The organism is Pseudomonas sp. KBS0707, from assembly GCF_005937945.2.
Lineage (GTDB): Bacteria > Pseudomonadota > Gammaproteobacteria > Pseudomonadales > Pseudomonadaceae > Aquipseudomonas > Aquipseudomonas amygdali.
This window is the reverse complement of the sequence record NZ_CP041754.1, coordinates 1,059,740-1,076,853: the sequence shown is the minus strand read 5'-3', so window position 1 is coordinate 1,076,853 and position 17,114 is coordinate 1,059,740. Positions and strand designations below refer to the sequence as shown.

Annotated in this window: 12 protein-coding genes and 1 pseudogene; 8 read left to right on the top strand and 5 right to left on the bottom strand. The window is 48.5% G+C overall.

Annotated features, from left to right (window positions below; all coding sequences use genetic code 11):
* Positions 1–116: 116 nt before the first annotated feature.
* The 7 genes from FFH21_RS05010 (at position 117) to FFH21_RS04980 (ending at position 9,965) form a co-directional block, all read left to right on the top strand.
* On the top strand, positions 117–3,905 hold the full coding sequence (locus FFH21_RS05010) for a glycoside hydrolase family 99-like domain-containing protein (RefSeq protein ID WP_011167826.1): 3,789 nt from the start codon (positions 117–119) through the stop codon (positions 3,903–3,905).
* Positions 3,906–3,914: 9 nt separating this feature from the next.
* Positions 3,915–5,240 carry a hypothetical protein gene (locus tag FFH21_RS05005; RefSeq protein ID WP_011167825.1) on the top strand — a complete coding sequence of 442 codons (1,326 nt, stop codon included), beginning with the start codon at positions 3,915–3,917 and terminating at the stop codon, positions 5,238–5,240.
* Positions 5,241–5,367: 127 nt separating this feature from the next.
* Positions 5,368–6,255, top strand: coding sequence for a class I SAM-dependent methyltransferase (locus FFH21_RS05000; RefSeq protein ID WP_011167824.1), 888 nt, complete (start codon positions 5,368–5,370; stop codon positions 6,253–6,255).
* 105 nt (positions 6,256–6,360) lie between these two features.
* Positions 6,361–7,461: a dTDP-glucose 4,6-dehydratase gene (gene rfbB, locus FFH21_RS04995; protein ID WP_011167823.1), complete on the top strand. Its 1,101-nt coding sequence runs from the start codon at positions 6,361–6,363 to the stop codon at positions 7,459–7,461.
* Positions 7,458–8,363, top strand: coding sequence for a dTDP-4-dehydrorhamnose reductase (rfbD, locus tag FFH21_RS04990; protein ID WP_011167822.1), 906 nt, complete (start codon positions 7,458–7,460; stop codon positions 8,361–8,363). The genes rfbB and rfbD overlap by 4 nt, the downstream gene beginning before the upstream one ends.
* An 8-nt stretch (positions 8,364–8,371) precedes the next feature.
* The gene (gene rfbA / locus FFH21_RS04985; RefSeq protein ID WP_011167821.1) at positions 8,372–9,253 is read left to right on the top strand and encodes a glucose-1-phosphate thymidylyltransferase RfbA; all 882 of its coding nucleotides are present in this window, start codon (positions 8,372–8,374) and stop codon (positions 9,251–9,253) included.
* A 223-nt stretch (positions 9,254–9,476) separates the two neighbouring features.
* On the top strand, positions 9,477–9,965 hold the full coding sequence (locus FFH21_RS04980) for a hypothetical protein (protein WP_230383611.1): 489 nt from the start codon (positions 9,477–9,479) through the stop codon (positions 9,963–9,965).
* 32 nt (positions 9,966–9,997) lie between these two features.
* On the opposite strand, the gene FFH21_RS30450 is transcribed toward FFH21_RS04980, so the two are convergent.
* On the bottom strand, positions 9,998–10,417 hold the full coding sequence (locus FFH21_RS30450) for an ATP-binding protein (RefSeq protein ID WP_011167820.1): 420 nt from the start codon (positions 10,415–10,417) through the stop codon (positions 9,998–10,000).
* A gap of 86 nt (positions 10,418–10,503) precedes the next feature.
* On the opposite strand from FFH21_RS30450, the pseudogene FFH21_RS04970 reads away from it, so the two are divergent.
* Positions 10,504–11,961 (top strand): annotated as a pseudogene (locus FFH21_RS04970) (hypothetical protein); the annotation flags it as partial.
* A gap of 79 nt (positions 11,962–12,040) precedes the next feature.
* Here the strand turns inward: FFH21_RS04970 and FFH21_RS04965 are convergent.
* From FFH21_RS04965 to rfbF, 4 genes are read right to left on the bottom strand one after another with little or no spacing between them, the layout of a single operon-like run.
* A complete protein-coding gene (locus FFH21_RS04965; RefSeq protein WP_041924736.1) occupies positions 12,041–13,963 on the bottom strand; it encodes a hypothetical protein in 1,923 nt (640 codons plus the stop codon).
* 28 nt (positions 13,964–13,991) lie between these two features.
* Entirely contained in the window at positions 13,992–15,293 is a 1,302-nt protein-coding gene (locus FFH21_RS04960; RefSeq protein ID WP_011167817.1) for an NAD(P)/FAD-dependent oxidoreductase, read from the bottom strand.
* A gap of 30 nt (positions 15,294–15,323) precedes the next feature.
* Complete coding sequence (locus FFH21_RS04955) at positions 15,324–16,358, bottom strand: lysylphosphatidylglycerol synthase transmembrane domain-containing protein (protein WP_011167816.1); 1,035 nt, start codon at positions 16,356–16,358, stop codon at positions 15,324–15,326.
* On the bottom strand, positions 16,339–17,106 hold the full coding sequence (gene rfbF / locus FFH21_RS04950; protein WP_011167815.1) for a glucose-1-phosphate cytidylyltransferase: 768 nt from the start codon (positions 17,104–17,106) through the stop codon (positions 16,339–16,341). Before rfbF ends, FFH21_RS04955 begins: the two co-directional genes overlap by 20 nt.
* Positions 17,107–17,114: the final 8 nt, after the last annotated feature.

Below are 17,114 nucleotides of genomic sequence, written 5' to 3'. Positions count from 1 at the left end.
AGCATAAAACAAAAGAAAACATTCCCCGCGAATACGCTACTTCCAGGCAATGGCGTGATAATCAAATTAAGCACCGCCGACACTCCAACTAATCGATCATGTGAAATTTAACCTCTATGAATGACAAGAGCCTACTCTCAATCGCTAACGAAAAATTCAAACTTGGCAAACTAAAAGACGCCATCAAATACTATGAGCTTGCCCGCAACGAAAATCCGAAACTAGAAAAAATTGCCAGTTACAACATTGATTATGCCAAAAGAAAACTAAAAGACAAAGGCAAAACAATAGAGACCCCCCAAGATAAGCTATTTAAGAAAGTCAGTAAACAACGCAAGAAAGTGATCAACACCTTAAAAAACTCCATACATGATAAAGAGCTAACCCTTAAAATAATCGAACGTGGCCCTGGCGATAAAATAGCTTTTAACAGTTCTGTGTATCTCGCCATGTACCCTGACATTGAAAGCGCCATCAATGACCACGTATTTACCTCCGCCAAACAACATTTTGAAATGTTTGGAAAAAATGAGAACCGCGTTCACTCTTACCAAAGCTACATTGACAAGTTAAAGCAAGAATTAAATGTCTTAAAAGCAGAATTCAGGGCTATTGAAAACCTGTTTAGCCAAGATGAATGGCCAACGTCGCTGGATGAGACGGCTGAAAATTATAGTATTGCTGCGATTCCTTTCTATCTTGAAAACTCCAGCCATATTAACTTCAATGAGTCAATAGAAGACATGAGGATTGGAGTATATCTGCACCTTTACTACACTGACCTCCTGGGCGCCATTAGTAAGCACCTTAACAACATTCCTTTGGCTTTTGATTTATTTATATCAACACCTCACGAACTGGATCATAAAAAACTTAGAAAAATAGTTTCAGATAGCGTAACAAATGTTAAAGAAATAAGTATCAAACATGTTCCTAATCGAGGTCGGGACATTGCCCCTTTTATCATTGAGTTCGGTAACGAGCTTCAAGCTTACGATGCTATCTGCCATATTCATACCAAAAAGAGTGAACATACCAAAGGGCTGTCAGATTGGGGAGATGACATCCTTAGCTCTTTGCTCGGCTCACGCGAAGACGTTAAAAAAATCCTAACCTTATTAAAAGGTGATGCAAAAATAATTTATCCAGAGGGACAAAATTATTATATGAAGGACCCGACTGGGTGGTCCGAGAATCATGAGATAGCCAAGCATATTTTAAGCGACCATCTGGAAACTGACATTTCCAACTTCCCCAAAGCAGAGTTCCCAGAAGGGTCTATGTTTTGGGCTCGACAAGAAGGTATCCAATCGTTCTTGAATATTCCTCTTGACTGGGAGGACTTTCCCGAAGAACCGATCCCTACAGACGGCACACTGGCACATGCACTTGAAAGAATAATACTGATCAGCGCTTATGCAGCGCCAGGCCGAATATTTAAACTAATCAAAAACGACTATCTAGATAACAAATTTTATTATGAACATAGAAAATCTTACGCAGGAAAAATAAAAGAAAACACCGTCAAAATTCTTTCTTTTTATCTGCCGCAATTCCACCCTATTCCTGAGAACGACGAATGGCATGGGAAAGGTTTTACTGAGTGGACTAAAGTAAAGGCGTCTAACCCATTATTCAAGGGTCACTACCAGCAGCATAGGCCTCATGAAGACATTGGGTACTACCTTCTGGACTCACCTGCTATTCTAAAAAAACAAGCAAGCCTAATGCATGATGCAGGTGTTCACGGTCAAATTTTCTACCATTACTGGTTTTCCGGAAAGTTGATTCTGGAAGAGCCTATAAAAATGCTGTTGAAAAACAAAGACATTGAGATGCCATTCTGCTTTTGCTGGGCAAATGAAAACTGGACAAAACGGTGGGATGGCAACGATGCAGAGGTGCTATTAGCACAACATTATAGCGCGTCAGATGCCACAGACTTTATAAACTACCTTATTCCGTTTCTTAAAGATGAGCGATATATAAAAATCGGGGGCAGACCCGTACTTTATATCTACCGTCCTTCCTCAATACCCGACCCACAACAGTACGTAAATATCTGGAATAAAATCTGTGCTCAACATGGCATTCCACCTCTCTATATAACAGCGATCCTCACCAGGGGGGCGCATGACCCTAGAGATTATGGCATGGACGGGGCTCTGGAACGAGTTCTTCACGATTGGACAGGAGGCAATGCTCCCGAAATCAAGGATTCGCTACAAAAATACTGGCCCGTTAATGGTAGTGTTCTAGACTACGGTGATGTCGCTGCGTATTACGCTGGACAGGATGCTCCAAAAGAGTTTGAATACTTCAGAAGCCTCGTGCCAACGTGGGACAACACTGCACGGTATGGGTCTGAATCGTATGTTGTGCATGAAAGTACACCAGAAAAATTTCAAGGATGGTTGGAACAGTCTATCGCGTTCACCAAAGCCAACTTGCCTGAAGACAGGCACTTGGTCGTTATTAACGCTTGGAACGAATGGGCAGAAGGCGCGCACCTTGAGCCTGACACTTATTCTGGTTACGCCTACTTGAACAGCGTAGGTCGAGTTCTTTCTGGAATCAAATACCTGGATGACAAGCCCACTGCCTTGGGAACCAATGCCAAGCTTATCGTTGAAATCGAGTTACCTACGTACCTTACCAATAATCTGGAGCTTGATAAATTTGTAAGCACCAAATTTTTTAAACATCTGGCTGAAGCCATAAAACATTGTAAACATGCTATTTACATAAAAAATGCCGAAGCGGTCAGAATCCTGAAAGAGCTCAAATGTCATGTAAAACATGATCTTCCGGAAAAAACAGACTGCAAAATACAATTTCGACAGCTGGCCTTGATCAGTGACACTTTCCTCGCGGAAATATTGAAGACACATAATATTTTCAAAGATTCTGTGGTCATTTCTAATGAGTATGGACGCCATCACCAGCTTCAAGAATATTACGGACTGGATTCAGTTACGGCAGAAAGTGCGTATGAGAACTCGGTCATCCTGATACCCGATGACAGAAAATCTGGCACGTACAAGATAAGCCACAAAGCACGGGCGTTTTCGACTCAGACGTCCACACTTTTGACTGCCGAACTTCCAGAAATAACAACGATCATAAGATTCCACAAGAATGACAGTATTTTTGAGTTGAAAAATGCACTGTTAAGTCTTTCTGCTGTCCACTCATGCATCGTAAGGCCGGTTATTTGTGCTCAAGACCTCAAGCCTAACCAGCTGAAGGATCTGATACAACTTTGCGCTAAATTTGAGTACAAAGGCCTCACCGGCGTAAAAATAAATAAATTTTCCTCGAAAAATAATAACGGGGATATTCGCGCAAAACTGCTTCATGACGGGTTGCAGGCTGCGAAATCCCGCTATGTCGCTTTTCTTGACCATGATGACCTGATGATGTGTAACTCCTATTCCTATCTGGTCAATCGTCTGAGCGTGACTGGAAAAGCAGTCAGCTTTGGCAGAGTGTACGACACGTCATATGAATCCAATAAAGAGAAGCTTATAAAAAGAAATAAGACGTATGAGTATGGATTTACCTACCATGAATTTCTAGACGTTAATCATGCGCCCCTCCACAGCTTCATGATGGACACCACAAAAATAGATATTTCTAGCCTTCATTACTTTGAAGACCAGAAATTCATGGAAGATTATTATCTGACCTTGCAAGTTTTTGATGAAAACAACACTGACTGGGCGTCACTTCAAGATAATTTCTATGTAGGCGATTATTTGCACTGCACTGACAGGTCGCACACATTAGCAATCTCAGATACAGTCTCCAGGGACACCGTAATTACCAATATTGAATTTGAAAAGTGCAAGAAGCGTGTAGAAGATCTCAAGGTGGAGATAAAGAAAAAACTAAACGGCCATTGAGGATACTTCATGAACAAAATCTTAAACTTCGTACCGTCCAAGGCAAGTGCCGTCAAAGAACTGTTGAAAGGCTGGAATATTGAAGAACCTGGAGCAGAAATAAGTCAAGTACTGGCTGAAGAATATTTAAAAGTCAGCGGTTGGGCTGTCGGGCATCGTCCTATAAAAAAGCTTGCTGTAGAAATCTCGGGGGAGATTTACTATGCTGACCTTGATACTCAGAGGCCTGATGTTATTGAAGCCCTCTTCAGTAACGCCGAAGGGGGAGCACACGATAACTCATGCGGATTTTCTATAATCATAGCTTCCGAGTTATCTTCCGTTGCTTCTTTTGACATAGGTTTCATCTTCGAGGAAAAGATTGAGTGGGTAGGTACCTTCTTTTTTGAGGCCCCCCAAAAAGTATTGATAGGAAAACATCAATGGCTTTTCCTTGATAATGACTCTAATGACAGTGTTGATCAGTTTACTGGAATGCTGGAATTTCCCGTCTCGGATCAAGAAAAATGGAAAACCTACATTTCAGATATTCAATCCATTTCGACAATTAACAAGTTCGAATGGCTTATGGTGCTGGCGCCGTCAAAAGAGTATGTTTTTCAGGACTATTACCCCCATGAATTGAGCGAGAACAATACACCCAGCCAATTCATGAGGCTTTTTGAAGGCCATCAAAAAATTGTCTACCCTCTCAATCTGCTTATCCATCATAGGGAGTTGAGCTATTGGAAAGGCGATACTCACTGGACGGATTATGGAGCCTATATTATATTCAAGGACACTCTTGAAAGGTTCCATCTACCTGTTCTGAATTTCGATACTCACTGCCGCATCGAGTTCTCCATAAAAAACTCGATTGGTGATCTCTCAGAAAAGCTGCCCGGCCACGCTAAGCAGCCAAAGGTTCAACTATCTGATTGTCCCCACGATCACTCCGAGTTCGTCATCTATGACAATCGCATTCCAAATAACGGACGTATTATTATTTCCGAAAACGCACAACCGCTGTGTTCAGAATCGATACTGATTTTCGGAAGTTCGTCTGCGTACAACTTGGTCAAGTTTTTTCAAATGTATTTTCGTCGCGTTGTTCTGGTCCACAGCGCTGCGGAGCTTGATATGGAGATCATCAACCATGAAAAGCCAAAATACGTATTATTGCAATCAAACTCAAGGTTCATCAACGTAGCACCAGAATATCTTGGCACCCATAGCGTCAGAAGACTAACAAGTTCCAAAATCGAAAACTTTAGCGCTCTCGAGGTAAGGAAGATCATGAAACTTCAAGATCATTCACTTAGTGCCAACGAAGTCTTCTACTCATCTATGCTATAACCTCGCAAGGTCTAACATAACATTCATCATGCCATGAGTATCCGTGCTGTGATCAGGATTCAGCTACACTACTCACAAGCTGAAAACAGCTCAATCGACGGCACTGGTTTACACAAGGATAGTCTTTATGTCTCTCGCACAACTTTATGCAACTCACGAAGGATTCGTATCGGACAAGTGGGATATTTATCTATCTGAATATGAGCGCCTATTCAACCGCTTACGTTCAGAACCTGTTTCAGTTTTGGAGATCGGAGTACAGAACGGAGGCTCTGTTGAAATCTGGAGTAAATACTTTCCAAACGCCACCAGCATTATAGGATGCGATATAAACCCCAAATGCGAACAGCTGACCTACACCTCTGACAAGATAACTATCATTATTGGTGATATTAAAGACACTCAAACCCGATCCGCCATTTCCGACATTTCAGCGACATTGGATATCATCATCGATGATGGCTCTCATACCAGCAGCGATATTATTCAAACCTTTTGCTTTCTTTTCCCGCGCCTCAAACAGGGCGGGATTTTTGTCGCAGAAGATTTACACTGTAGTTATTGGGTTGAATGGGAGGGAGGACTTTACAATCCTTTTTCATCAATGGCTTTCTTCAAAGTGCTTGCTGATATAATCAATTATGAACATTGGGAGCTGGGCCGTAGCAGAACTCAGGCATTGCAGCCGTTTGGCATTAACTCTGACTTGAGTGAAGCGCTGCTGGCAGAGATACATTCGGTTGAGTTTGTTAACTCCATGTGTATCATTAGCCGCCGTCCGATTGAGCAAAATGTACTGGGCGTACGCCACGTGATTGGCCAAAACGAGCCTGTCTGTGCCGTCAAACACGTTAATGGCACTTTTTGCGAATCACCACCGCAACACATTGATGCAAGACTATTAGAGATTACCGAGCTGGAGCAAAAACGGCAACAGTTAATGGAGCAACTTGCACACACAGAAAGGCAGTTAAATTTACTGCGCAGTAATACGGAGCCGGTTACTCAGAGTTGAGGCAGCGCTCCTTTATTCAGGTCACGCTACCTGCCGAACGTCTGCGTCATTTTGGCTGAATATATTCGTCCCCTCAGTATCAAATATTTACTAAAGAGCCTCATCATGATCCTAGTCACAGGCGGAGCCGGCTTCATCGGTTCAAATTTCGTTCGGCAGTGGTGCGCTCGCAATGACGAGCCGGTGTTGAACCTGGATGCGCTGACGTACGCTGGCAACCTGGCCAACCTGCAGTCGCTGGAAGGCAATGATCAGCATCGTTTTGTACACGGCAACATCGGTGATGCCGAGCTGCTGACGCGGCTGTTCGCCGAGCATCGGCCGCGGGCTGTAGTGCATTTTGCTGCAGAGTCGCATGTGGATCGCTCGATCACCGGTCCGGAAGCGTTTGTTGAAACCAACGTGATGGGTACGTTCCGGTTGCTGGAGGCTGCTCGCGCTTACTGGAATGGCCTGGAAGCAACCGACAAGACTGCGTTTCGCTTCCTGCATGTGTCCACCGATGAGGTGTATGGCACGCTTGGCGCGAATGATCCGGCGTTTACCGAAACCACGCCTTACCTGCCAAACAGCCCCTACTCGGCCAGCAAGGCTGCCAGTGATCACTTGGTGCGTTCCTATCACCACACCTACGGCATGCCGGTACTGACCACCAACTGCTCAAACAACTATGGGCCGTTTCACTTTCCGGAAAAGCTGATCCCGTTGATGATTGTCAACGCGCTGGCGGGCAAGGCGCTGCCGGTTTATGGCGATGGCCAGCAGATTCGTGACTGGTTGTATGTCGAAGATCACTGCTCCGGCATACGCCGCGTTCTGGAGGCCGGTGCATTGGGTGAGACTTACAACATCGGTGGCTGGAACGAGAAGGCCAATATCGATATCGTGCATACCCTCTGTGCGCTGCTTGATGAACTGACCCCCGCGGCTGCGCGTCAGGTCATCAATCAGAAAACAGGCGAGCTGGTCAGCAACTACGCTGAGCTGATTACCTACGTGACCGATCGCCCGGGACATGACCGCCGCTATGCGATTGATGCACGCAAGATCGAGCGCGAGCTGGGCTGGACGCCTGCGGAAACCTTCGATACCGGCATTCGCAAGACGGTGGAATGGTACCTGGCCAATCAGCAATGGGTGGGGGGTGTCATGGATGGCAGTTATCGTGACTGGATCGTGCAACAGTATGAGGTCAGCGACGCATGAAGATTTTGTTGTTGGGCAAGAACGGACAGGTTGGTTGGGAGTTGCAGCGTTCTCTGGCAGCGCTGGGTGAGGTGATTGCGCTGGATCGTCAGGGCGCTGATGGCCTGTGTGGGGACCTTGCCGACCTTGAGGGTCTGACCGCCACGATTCGTAAGCTGGCCCCCGACGTTATCGTCAACGCAGCAGCTTATACCGCTGTGGACAAGGCTGAAAGCGAGCCGGATCTGGCCGTGCTGATCAACAGCGAGGCGCCTGGCGTGCTGGCTCGGGAAGCTGCGGCGCTGGGTGCCTGGCTGATTCACTATTCTACCGACTACGTGTTTGATGGCAGCGGCGATAGCCAGTGGCAGGAAAACGCACCTACCGGCCCACTGTCGGTCTATGGCCGCAGCAAGCTGATGGGAGAGCAGGCCATTCAGGCCAGTGGTGCCAAGGCGCTGGTTCTGCGCACCAGTTGGGTGTACGCGGCGAAAGGCAACAATTTTGCCAAGACCATGCTGCGCCTGGCGAGCGAGCGCGACTCCCTGAACGTGGTGGCGGATCAATACGGTGCGCCGACCGGCGCCGAGCTTATAGCCGACGTGACAGCGCACATGCTGCACCGGGTATTGGGTGATAAGCACTCAGCGGAGCTGCGCGGCGTTTATCATCTGGCTGCAGCCGGTGAAACGTCATGGCATGGCTTTGCCCGGTTCGTTCTGGAACATGCCGAGCGTAACGGGGTGCAGCTTAAGGTCTCGTCCGACAAGATCGGCGCGATTCCTACAGAAGCATATCCACTGCCTGCACCGCGTCCGCACAATTCCCGGCTGGCTTTAGGTAAACTCGAAACCACTTTTCAACTGAAGATGCCGCCCTGGCAACAAGGCGCACAACGCATGCTGGATGAAATTCAGCGCTAAGGACTCTCATGGCTCGTAAAGGAATCATTCTGGCTGGCGGCTCGGGTACCCGTTTGCACCCGGCCACGCTCTCTGTCTCCAAGCAGTTGTTGCCGGTATACGACAAGCCGATGATCTACTACCCGCTGTGCACGCTGTTGCTGGCCGGTATCCGCGATATTTTGATCATCTCGACACCTCAGGACACGCCGCGCTTTACCCAGTTGCTGGGCGATGGCAGCCAGTGGGGCCTGAACCTGTCCTATGCCGTGCAGCCAAGCCCGGACGGCCTGGCTCAAGCGTTCACCATCGGTGCGGACTTCATTGGCAACGATGCGTCGGCATTGGTATTGGGCGACAACATTTTCTACGGCCATGACTTCCAGTCGCTGCTGCTCAACGCCAGTAACCGTGAGTCGGGAGCCTCGGTGTTCGCTTATCACGTACAGGACCCCGAACGTTATGGCGTGGCCGAGTTCGACGACAGCGGTCGAGTGCTGTCGCTGGAAGAAAAGCCCAAGGTTGCCAAATCGAACTATGCCGTCACCGGCCTGTATTTCTACGACAATCAGGTGGTGGATCTGGCTCGTCAGTTGAAGCCTTCTCCACGCGGCGAGCTAGAGATTACTGATCTCAACATGCTGTATCTGGAGCAGAAGCAGCTGCACGTTGAGATAATGGGCCGCGGCTATGCCTGGCTGGACACTGGCACGCATGACAGCCTGCTGGAAGCCGGTCAGTACATCGCCACCCTGGAAAAACGCCAGGGCCTGAAAGTCGCCTGTCCTGAAGAGATCTGCTACCGCGCAGGCTGGATTGACAGCGCACAGCTTGAAAAGCTTGCACAGCCGTTGATCAAGAATGGCTACGGGCAGTATTTGAGGAATGTTCTCAAAGAGCGGATATTTTGAGCCCCCTGCCTACCGGGCTTTATCCCGTGACTATTACTGCAGGCCCTTAAAACGGCCTGCAACAAAAGAAAAAACGGCAATAGACGCAGTTTTCCGCATGAGCGGCTTTCAAACGTCAACAGTCAATGGTCACTGCGGGCCTTAGTTTAAATCAATACAGCGCCCGCCAAGGCATTTACTGTTTAAAGGGCGGGGAGCGACCAAGCTGAACTGACCGTAATTCATGGAGACACCTGAAAAAATGAGCGTCCATCAGGAGCCGAGGTTTAATATATCGACATATGCCACCTACGTGACTATTTTTATATTCGCGGCAACGGCAGTGGCAATATTGACGTCATTACTGTCTGGGCCCAATCAGCTTTTATATTGGAAAAGCGATTATGCCATTTTTTTAATAGACATGTATCACACGTTACAATTTGACCAAGAGATTGGTATTTCATCGCGTTTTGGCTGGGCGCATCCAGGCCCTTTCAATTATTACATGCTGGCCCCTTGGTATTCGCTTTTTGGTGAAAAGGAAGGGGGACTGATAGTCGGGACCTTCCTCTACAATATCGGATTCATTGCGGCATCCACATGGACAGTTGCCAAGATCAGCGAGAGAAACACGGCAGCTCTGTTTTTGACGACGTTGATTATCTATTCGTCCATTGCTTTGGGGACAAAAGTTTTCCTGGATGTTCTTCTACCTGTCAACGCCAACTAAAAAGTGACCCCCTTCCGTGCTAAATCGCCAACTTAGTTTTGACCCCCCTCGGGTTCGTATTTTCGAGCCGGTTCGGCCCGGGAAGATTTGATTCCTGCTTTGCGCTTGTCCTTGAGTCGATAGCTTTCACCTGTCATCTGCACGATATGGGCATGATGTAACAGCCTGTCCAGCATGGCCGCTGTCAGTGTTTGATCATCCGCAAAGGTTCCGGCCCACTGGGTAAACGGCAAGTTACTCGTGAGGATCAGGCTGCCTTGCTCGTAGCGCTTGAAGGGGTCGATTTTGCACGGACGTGCGGGTCTCACCTTGTCACTGGGTAGCGACCGGGCCTTTCGCAGGTACTTGCGCACGGTGTTACGCGAAATACCCAGCTCACGGGCGATGAATTTGATGCCATGGCCCTGACGGGCCAACACTTTAATTTCCACAGACTGCTCCTGGGTCAACATATTGGCAGCTCAAAGCCGCCAGTTTTACCCAGGGGGGTCAATTCTAGGTTGGCGTTAGGGGGGCATTTTTACAGTGGCGGTGACATCTACCCTACTCAACCATATTCCCTTGGATATTTGCCCTGTGCATGTCCGTTGCCATCATACAAAAACACAGTTACTTCATCCCACTGTTTGCTTTAATGCTGAGTTGCGTTACACAAATGCACGTTGCATTTTGGATGCCCGCGGCCGTGCTGGGATTGAGCACGCTGGCAGGCTCACTTTTATATAAACGACCTGAACGAAAAGAAATACTACTGTGGATAGCCGCCGCCCTTTTATTCGCCATCACTTGGCTACCGCCACTCCATGAGCTCCATAATCTCTCGAAAATTTTCGAATTCTTCACATCACGACCACGCTCAGACCATTCACTCTTCGATGCCGCTCATGCGCTTGCAGTGTTGATGGGAGAACCCATGCAAGGGAGCGCTTTGAGTTATGGCGACGCAAAACCGGGGGGTGTGCCGTTGTATTTGGGGTTACTGACCATCATGGCCTCGATTTTCTGCACCCTTGCAGCGTGGAAAAACAATAATAAACCTGCGCTGATACTGGGATGCCTGGTTCTGATTCAACTGACAACCTATTTGTATGCATTATCAAAAGTCGCGGGCCCCATACTGCATCACAGCATTACGTTCATTCCGATGATCAGTGTATTTATCGTATTGCAAGGCCTATTACTTATAAACCAGAAAAGTTCGAACACCCACACAGCTACCACACTGACTATCGCAGGCAGTCTGGCAAGCGTGTTTTTTATAGCAATACATTATACGCAGATAAATAACGCGACTGTCATAGCCAAAACACCCGACGAGAAAATAGCACGCTTATATACCGACGTAGAAAAAGCAATACATAGCTGTACGGGCACTCCGACCCTTAATATGAATCAACCCATTTGGGAACCTGTGCTGGGTGCAGTATCTGCTGTTTACCGGAGTGGTAAGACCTTTAGTATAACGCCTTCATTCTGGTCAATTATATTTGGGTGGCGCGTCCAAACAGAACCTACCCAGTGCATCATAAGTTTTACTCAAAAGAATGAGCGCATTGTTGTAGACGTCAAAGACTTTGAGAAGATCGGTAAAATAGAAGGAACTGTTGTTATCAATCTCGGTGCGTTAGCGTTCGAACCATACGGCGCAGCGCTTTTCGATAAGGGAAGTTTGCGCGTGTCGTCCGAAGCGTTTACCGATGCTGGTTTTCTATCCCAGGAACTGACGCTACCAGCAGGGTCCTACAGGATAAAAGCGACGTTGAATTGGGTAGCCACTTCTGAAAAAACCGACAACAATGCGGGGCACCTTTCATTTCATGGCAACAGCATAATTTACGCAATAACCGAACCGACTGCGACAAATAAGCCTGTCACCGCATATTTTACATCGGATGGCAAACCATTCAGGTTGTCGTTTGGATTGGGCGGCTGGTCTACCGGAAAAGGGTATGTCCAGCTGAAAAGTCTGCAAATAGAGCATTTAAAAGAGTCATGAGCTGCCGAAAAAACCACACTGCCCGAACAATGATTGTCGGGCAGTGTTGGACCGCTCTTGTATCAACCAGGGTACTACTTTACTTGAAGGTAACGGCCTTTATGAACAGACTCAAAGAGCGTGCATCTTCACTCATACCTAATTGTTGAGGGGAGACTGAATCAGGCGTCGAAAAAGTGACAACCAATCTATCACTGTCTAGACGCGGCAGGTTAATTTCTGTAGCCGTCCCTGACGCATCGGTCAACACCGAACTGTATTGCTCCACACCGTTAACAAGAACCTTTACTGCTTGCTTTGGATGCTTGCTGCTCACAAACGGACGCCAGTCTATGACCATCACACTAGGAGACTGAGCATCGACAATACAATTAAACTCGGCGCTACTTCCTACGATCCAGGCTCCAGTGCTTTCTGCCGAACCAAAACCCTTCAAACGCCGCGGGTCAACCAATCCGGTTGTTGAGAAGTCGACACGCCCGCGGCAATAGCTTGATTCGTTTGCCCGTTCTGACAAACATTGCGCACTGGACACTGACACACCGCCGCCTGAGAACGTCCGGCATTCTTTCGTGTCATATTTCTTGACACCCGCGCTTGTAATGACTCGACTGTACTTGGCGTAATCCTGCAATGCGTTAGCAATGAGCACATCTGATATAGCCAATTCTCTCTGCGTTTTGAAAATAGAGATCGAAAAGAGGTAGTCAAAAACGGGCGACCTACCTTCCAGCCCGATAACCACATCATTTTCTCCATTCTCGGTAGCAGGCAACTGCAGCGCCAGCGCATCCATTTTTTTCTCCAACTGCACCAGCTCCGAGAGATCGTAAGCTTCAGGAGACAGTATCGACGCCTTGAAAACAGCATAAAAGCTGATGGCGACAAACAGAGCATATGCTGGAGAATAGTTATTCGAGGTGTCCAAATCTCCAGATGCTTTGCGACAAAATACAAAACCTATCAGAATCGCCAGCGAGACAAAGAGATGGGTAACGATGCCATATACATACTTTTTTACCGCATAATCCGAGCCCATTCCAAACTTCACAAGTACCATTTGCAATAAGCACAGGCACGATACAGCCCCGCCATAGATAGCAAAGTACTTTACAGCCGGATAACCCAGCGCCGGTTTATTCTTTACATACAGCGTTAACAGCACAACTGAAAGAATAACCCCCAACACGCACAGCGTTGCAACGCCTGTCGGATAAGTAATATTGAAAAAGCTCAATGCTCCGTCATTTTCTGAAATCTTTCTCATTGAAGAGAAGGCAGGATTTAAAACAACTCCGGCCAAGGCCACAATGGGAATCAGAAGACTGGCCACTGCAGCAGGAACACTGAGTTCCCTTTCAAGAAAGTCTGAATACGCATTAAACAGAACCAGCCCGCCCAAGAGGCCAAGCAGTTCCAGAGTTGGCAGCAGGTGAACGCCTGTGTTGAGTGCGATAACACCGATCAAAAAGACATACGCTGTGCCTCTACCTCTGCGTACCTCAAGAAAAACAGCGACAGCCATGCTTAGAATAGCGACGGCCTGACCTACCAGTTGGGAGTAGAAGTAGTTGCCTACTATCTCCCCGCCGTGTACGTCGAAATGGAATACGTACCTATTGACTACCAGCAGCAAAACAAGCGTTAACGTGGACGCCCGCGCAACACGCCTGGGAAGCGTGTTAAGCATATAGATAAAAGCACCCCATATGGCAGCAAGCGACAGCAAAGAGACTACCTGCAGCCCCAGGAATGTCGAGTGCAGTGGCCAGCCGACTATCGCAGCCACTATGTGGCTGAGCCTGGGGTAGTAATTCATCTCTCCTAACGTAGGATCGTTTGAGTTTACCAGATTAAAATTTTCAGCTATACGATAGGCCAGCGCATAGTGATGTGCCAAATCGACAGACTGACTCCTCAGCACATCAATATTTGACACCAACAACCACCCTGTCACCAGAAGCAGCGTATAGCAGAAAAATCGCGACGGTAATAACTTCACTTGATTCACTCAGACGATCCCTTTCAGATTACAGCTTTTGGGCGATCAAACGACCTTCGCGAATGGCGTAGTTCGTTCCCCGATCCTCTGGATAAATCTGAGCCATCGTCGAAATCAACGCATTATCGAATGGCGTGGATGCATCAGGTACGTACTGAGAGTAATTACGCTCGGTTACTGGCTGAGCATACTCGGAACGCCAGACCTTGAAATCGACGACCCAGTCTTTTTCGAAGTGAGGGAACATCCGCTTCAAATGCGAGAGGGCGAAATCAAGGTACTCATCGTCACTGTAGGCCCACACTGGATCTTCAGTGGCCAGGTAGCGAGACAGATAGGCAATGTGCGTGCCCTTGTAATTTTCCGGCGTGTCAAAGTTGGTGTGTTCGATAACACCCACAAACGGGAAGCCCGGATCATTGACATTGAGCCAGTAGGTATCCGACAGGCTGTGCTTGAGGCGCAGCACCAGGCACATGTTGCCCAGGTACTTGACCCTGCGCAATTTTGCCAGCCACGCATCGTCTGCGGAGTTCTGAAACATGTCCGCAATCAATGGGAACGAAGGCGTGAACAAAAACTTGTTGCCCGCCACTTCACCATCCTCGGTAGTGACGGCAGTGAGCTGTTTGCCTGCGGTGACCAAACCGGTGACTTTGGAGTTGAAGACGACCTCGCTGCCATTGGCACGAATGGCCGATACGAGCGCCTCTGCAAGTCGGCCGAAACCGCCTTTGAAGTAAGCAAGCTCTTCGCCGCCTTTATCGTTGCGCGTGCTGCCGCGCAATACCAGCTTCTTCCACATCCAGACAGCGTTGACGGCCTCTGCATAAACGGAGAACTTGGAGTTGATCAGCGGCTCCCAGACCACCTTGTAAACAGACTTGCCGCACATGCCTTCCAGCCACTCGCGGATACTCAGGTGCTCGATTGTCTTCCAGTCCTTGATACGGCGGACCTGAAAAACAAGAAGCCCGAGACGTATGCGGTCTACAAGGGAGAGCGCCTTGAAGCGAAGCAAATCCAAGGGAGTGGAAAGCTTCCACATTCTTCCATTGAAGTACATGCCGGTTCGCGTTGGGAGCAGAATAACATCGCCTTCCAGCCCCAGTTCCTTGACCAGTTCCGGTACAAAGACGTCGTTATTGAACCAGTGGTGGTAAAACTTTTCTACGCGAACGCCATCGTTGAATTCAAAAATCCCGGCCAATCCGCCTGGCGTGGAATCAGCTTCAATAACCTTTACTCGCTTGCCCTGCTTCGACAGCACGTAAGCAGCTGTGAGACCTGTGAAACCGCCTCCCACTATCACCACATCATAGTTATTCATTTACATTTACCAAGGTAGAATTTTTCATAATTATGTCCGCGCTGCTTTGAATAACGCAGGGCGCGACCATATCGCCAATGCCCCAACAATCGTTGTTGGTAGCCAGAGGGCCAGATGTACAATTATCGCGTAGCTGCCTGCTTGAGCAGCAGAACCACCAATAAGCGTGACGGCAGTGAACGCCGCGAGATGAAACGGACCTACATAGCCGGGTGACGAAGGTGCCAAGGTAGAAAGCGTTGCGATTGCCATTACCAGCAAGGCCATAAGAGGACTCGCGTCCAACCCCAGGCCCATCAGTGCAAAATAAAACAAGCCCGCCTCACCAACCCATACAAGCACTGACAAACCAAGCATCGTGCCAAGTATGCGAGGCCGCGACATCACATCGAAGCTCGCGAAAAGTCCCCCGACGGCGTGAAAAATCTGCTGCAGCCTGGAGGGCTTGACAGAGCCTGACTGTTCGCCTGCCAATGAATTAAACAGACGCGCGAAGCTGCCGGAAAAGAAAAATCCGACCGTAAGAGCCATACCGCCCAACAAGGCAAGAATGACAGCAGTCTGTCGCAGTGCCGGGGGCACCTCTATCGTTTGTATGGCAAGCACGCCGAGCGCCAGGCAGGCCAACAGAGTGACCAGATCGATAAGCCTTTCCACAACCAGACTTGTAGTCGCTGCGGTCTTGGTGACGCCCATTGCATAAGGAAATACCAAAGCGCGCACGACGTCGCCCAACCGCAACGGCAGCACATTATTGAGCGCGATAGCGCCCAGAAAAGGTGCCGCACAGTTCTTGAATCCTACGTGGGTCCCTGTCGCAGAAAGCATGGCAGACCATCGAAAGATACGCACGGCATAGCCGAAGCCCAACGACAAAATTCCCAGTATCAGGTAGCGCCATTGGAAATGCTCAAGTGCTTCCATAACCTCCGAGAACTTCACCAGACGAAAAATTGCGATAAGGCAAATGAGCGTGATGCCCCCGCCAATCACATGTTTTATCCAGCGCCTCTCTTTGGTCTGCGACTTCTGTGTCATGTTTATCTCAAATCCGCCAAGGGGCATTGTTGGTCGCCCACAACGCTTCCAGTTCGCGCTTGTCGCGCAAGGTGTCACAGGGCTGCCAGAAGCCATGATGCTGAAAGGCGCAGAGGTTGCCGTCTTTGGCAAGATTAGTCAGCGGCTCGCGTTCCCAGGAGATGCTGTCGCCGTCGATATACTTGATGACCTCTGGCTCGAGGACGAAGAATCCGCCATTGATCCAGCCAATTTCATCGGCAGGCTTTTCAGAAAAGCTGGACACATTGTTCTCGGCATCTATGTTGAGCACGCCGAAACGCCCAGGAGGCTGCACGGCAGCCACCGTCGCCAGTTTTCCATGCTGACGGTGAAACGCAACTTCTGCACTGATATCAATGTCTGAAAGGCCATCGCCATACGTGAGGCAAAAGGTTTCATTGTTCAGATACGGAGCCACGCGCTTGAGGCGCCCGCCGGTCATGGTTTCAGCTCCGGTATCGACTAACGTAATCCGCCAGTCTTCGGCCTGGCTGTTCAGAATCTTTTGATCCCCGGTTGCAAGATCAATCGTCATGTCCGACATGTGATTGTAGTAGTTGGAGAAAAACTCCTTGATCACATAGCCTTTGTAGCCCAGGCAGATGACAAAATCCTTGATACCGTGATTAGCGTATGAGCGCATGATGTGCCAAAGCAGGGGCTTGCCGCCTATCTCTACCATTGGTTTCGGTTTGGTGTCCGACTCTTCCGCGATGCGAGTTCCCAAGCCACCGGCCAAAATTACAGCTTTCATGTTTTCTC

Coding starts and splice junctions, on each gene's coding strand:
- FFH21_RS05005 (WP_011167825.1), top strand. CDS start 3,915: ATGAACAAAATCTTAAACTTCGTACCGTCCAAGGCAAGTGCCGTCAAA.
- rfbB (WP_011167823.1), top strand. CDS start 6,361: ATGATCCTAGTCACAGGCGGAGCCGGCTTCATCGGTTCAAATTTCGTT.
- rfbD (WP_011167822.1), top strand. CDS start 7,458: ATGAAGATTTTGTTGTTGGGCAAGAACGGACAGGTTGGTTGGGAGTTG.
- FFH21_RS04960 (WP_011167817.1), bottom strand. CDS start 15,293: ATGAATAACTATGATGTGGTGATAGTGGGAGGCGGTTTCACAGGTCTC.
- FFH21_RS04980 (WP_230383611.1), top strand. CDS start 9,477: ATGGAGACACCTGAAAAAATGAGCGTCCATCAGGAGCCGAGGTTTAAT.
- rfbF (WP_011167815.1), bottom strand. CDS start 17,106: ATGAAAGCTGTAATTTTGGCCGGTGGCTTGGGAACTCGCATCGCGGAA.
- FFH21_RS05000 (WP_011167824.1), top strand. CDS start 5,368: ATGTCTCTCGCACAACTTTATGCAACTCACGAAGGATTCGTATCGGAC.
- FFH21_RS30450 (WP_011167820.1), bottom strand. CDS start 10,417: ATGTTGACCCAGGAGCAGTCTGTGGAAATTAAAGTGTTGGCCCGTCAG.
- rfbA (WP_011167821.1), top strand. CDS start 8,372: ATGGCTCGTAAAGGAATCATTCTGGCTGGCGGCTCGGGTACCCGTTTG.
- FFH21_RS04955 (WP_011167816.1), bottom strand. CDS start 16,358: ATGCCCCTTGGCGGATTTGAGATAAACATGACACAGAAGTCGCAGACC.
- FFH21_RS05010 (WP_011167826.1), top strand. CDS start 117: ATGAATGACAAGAGCCTACTCTCAATCGCTAACGAAAAATTCAAACTT.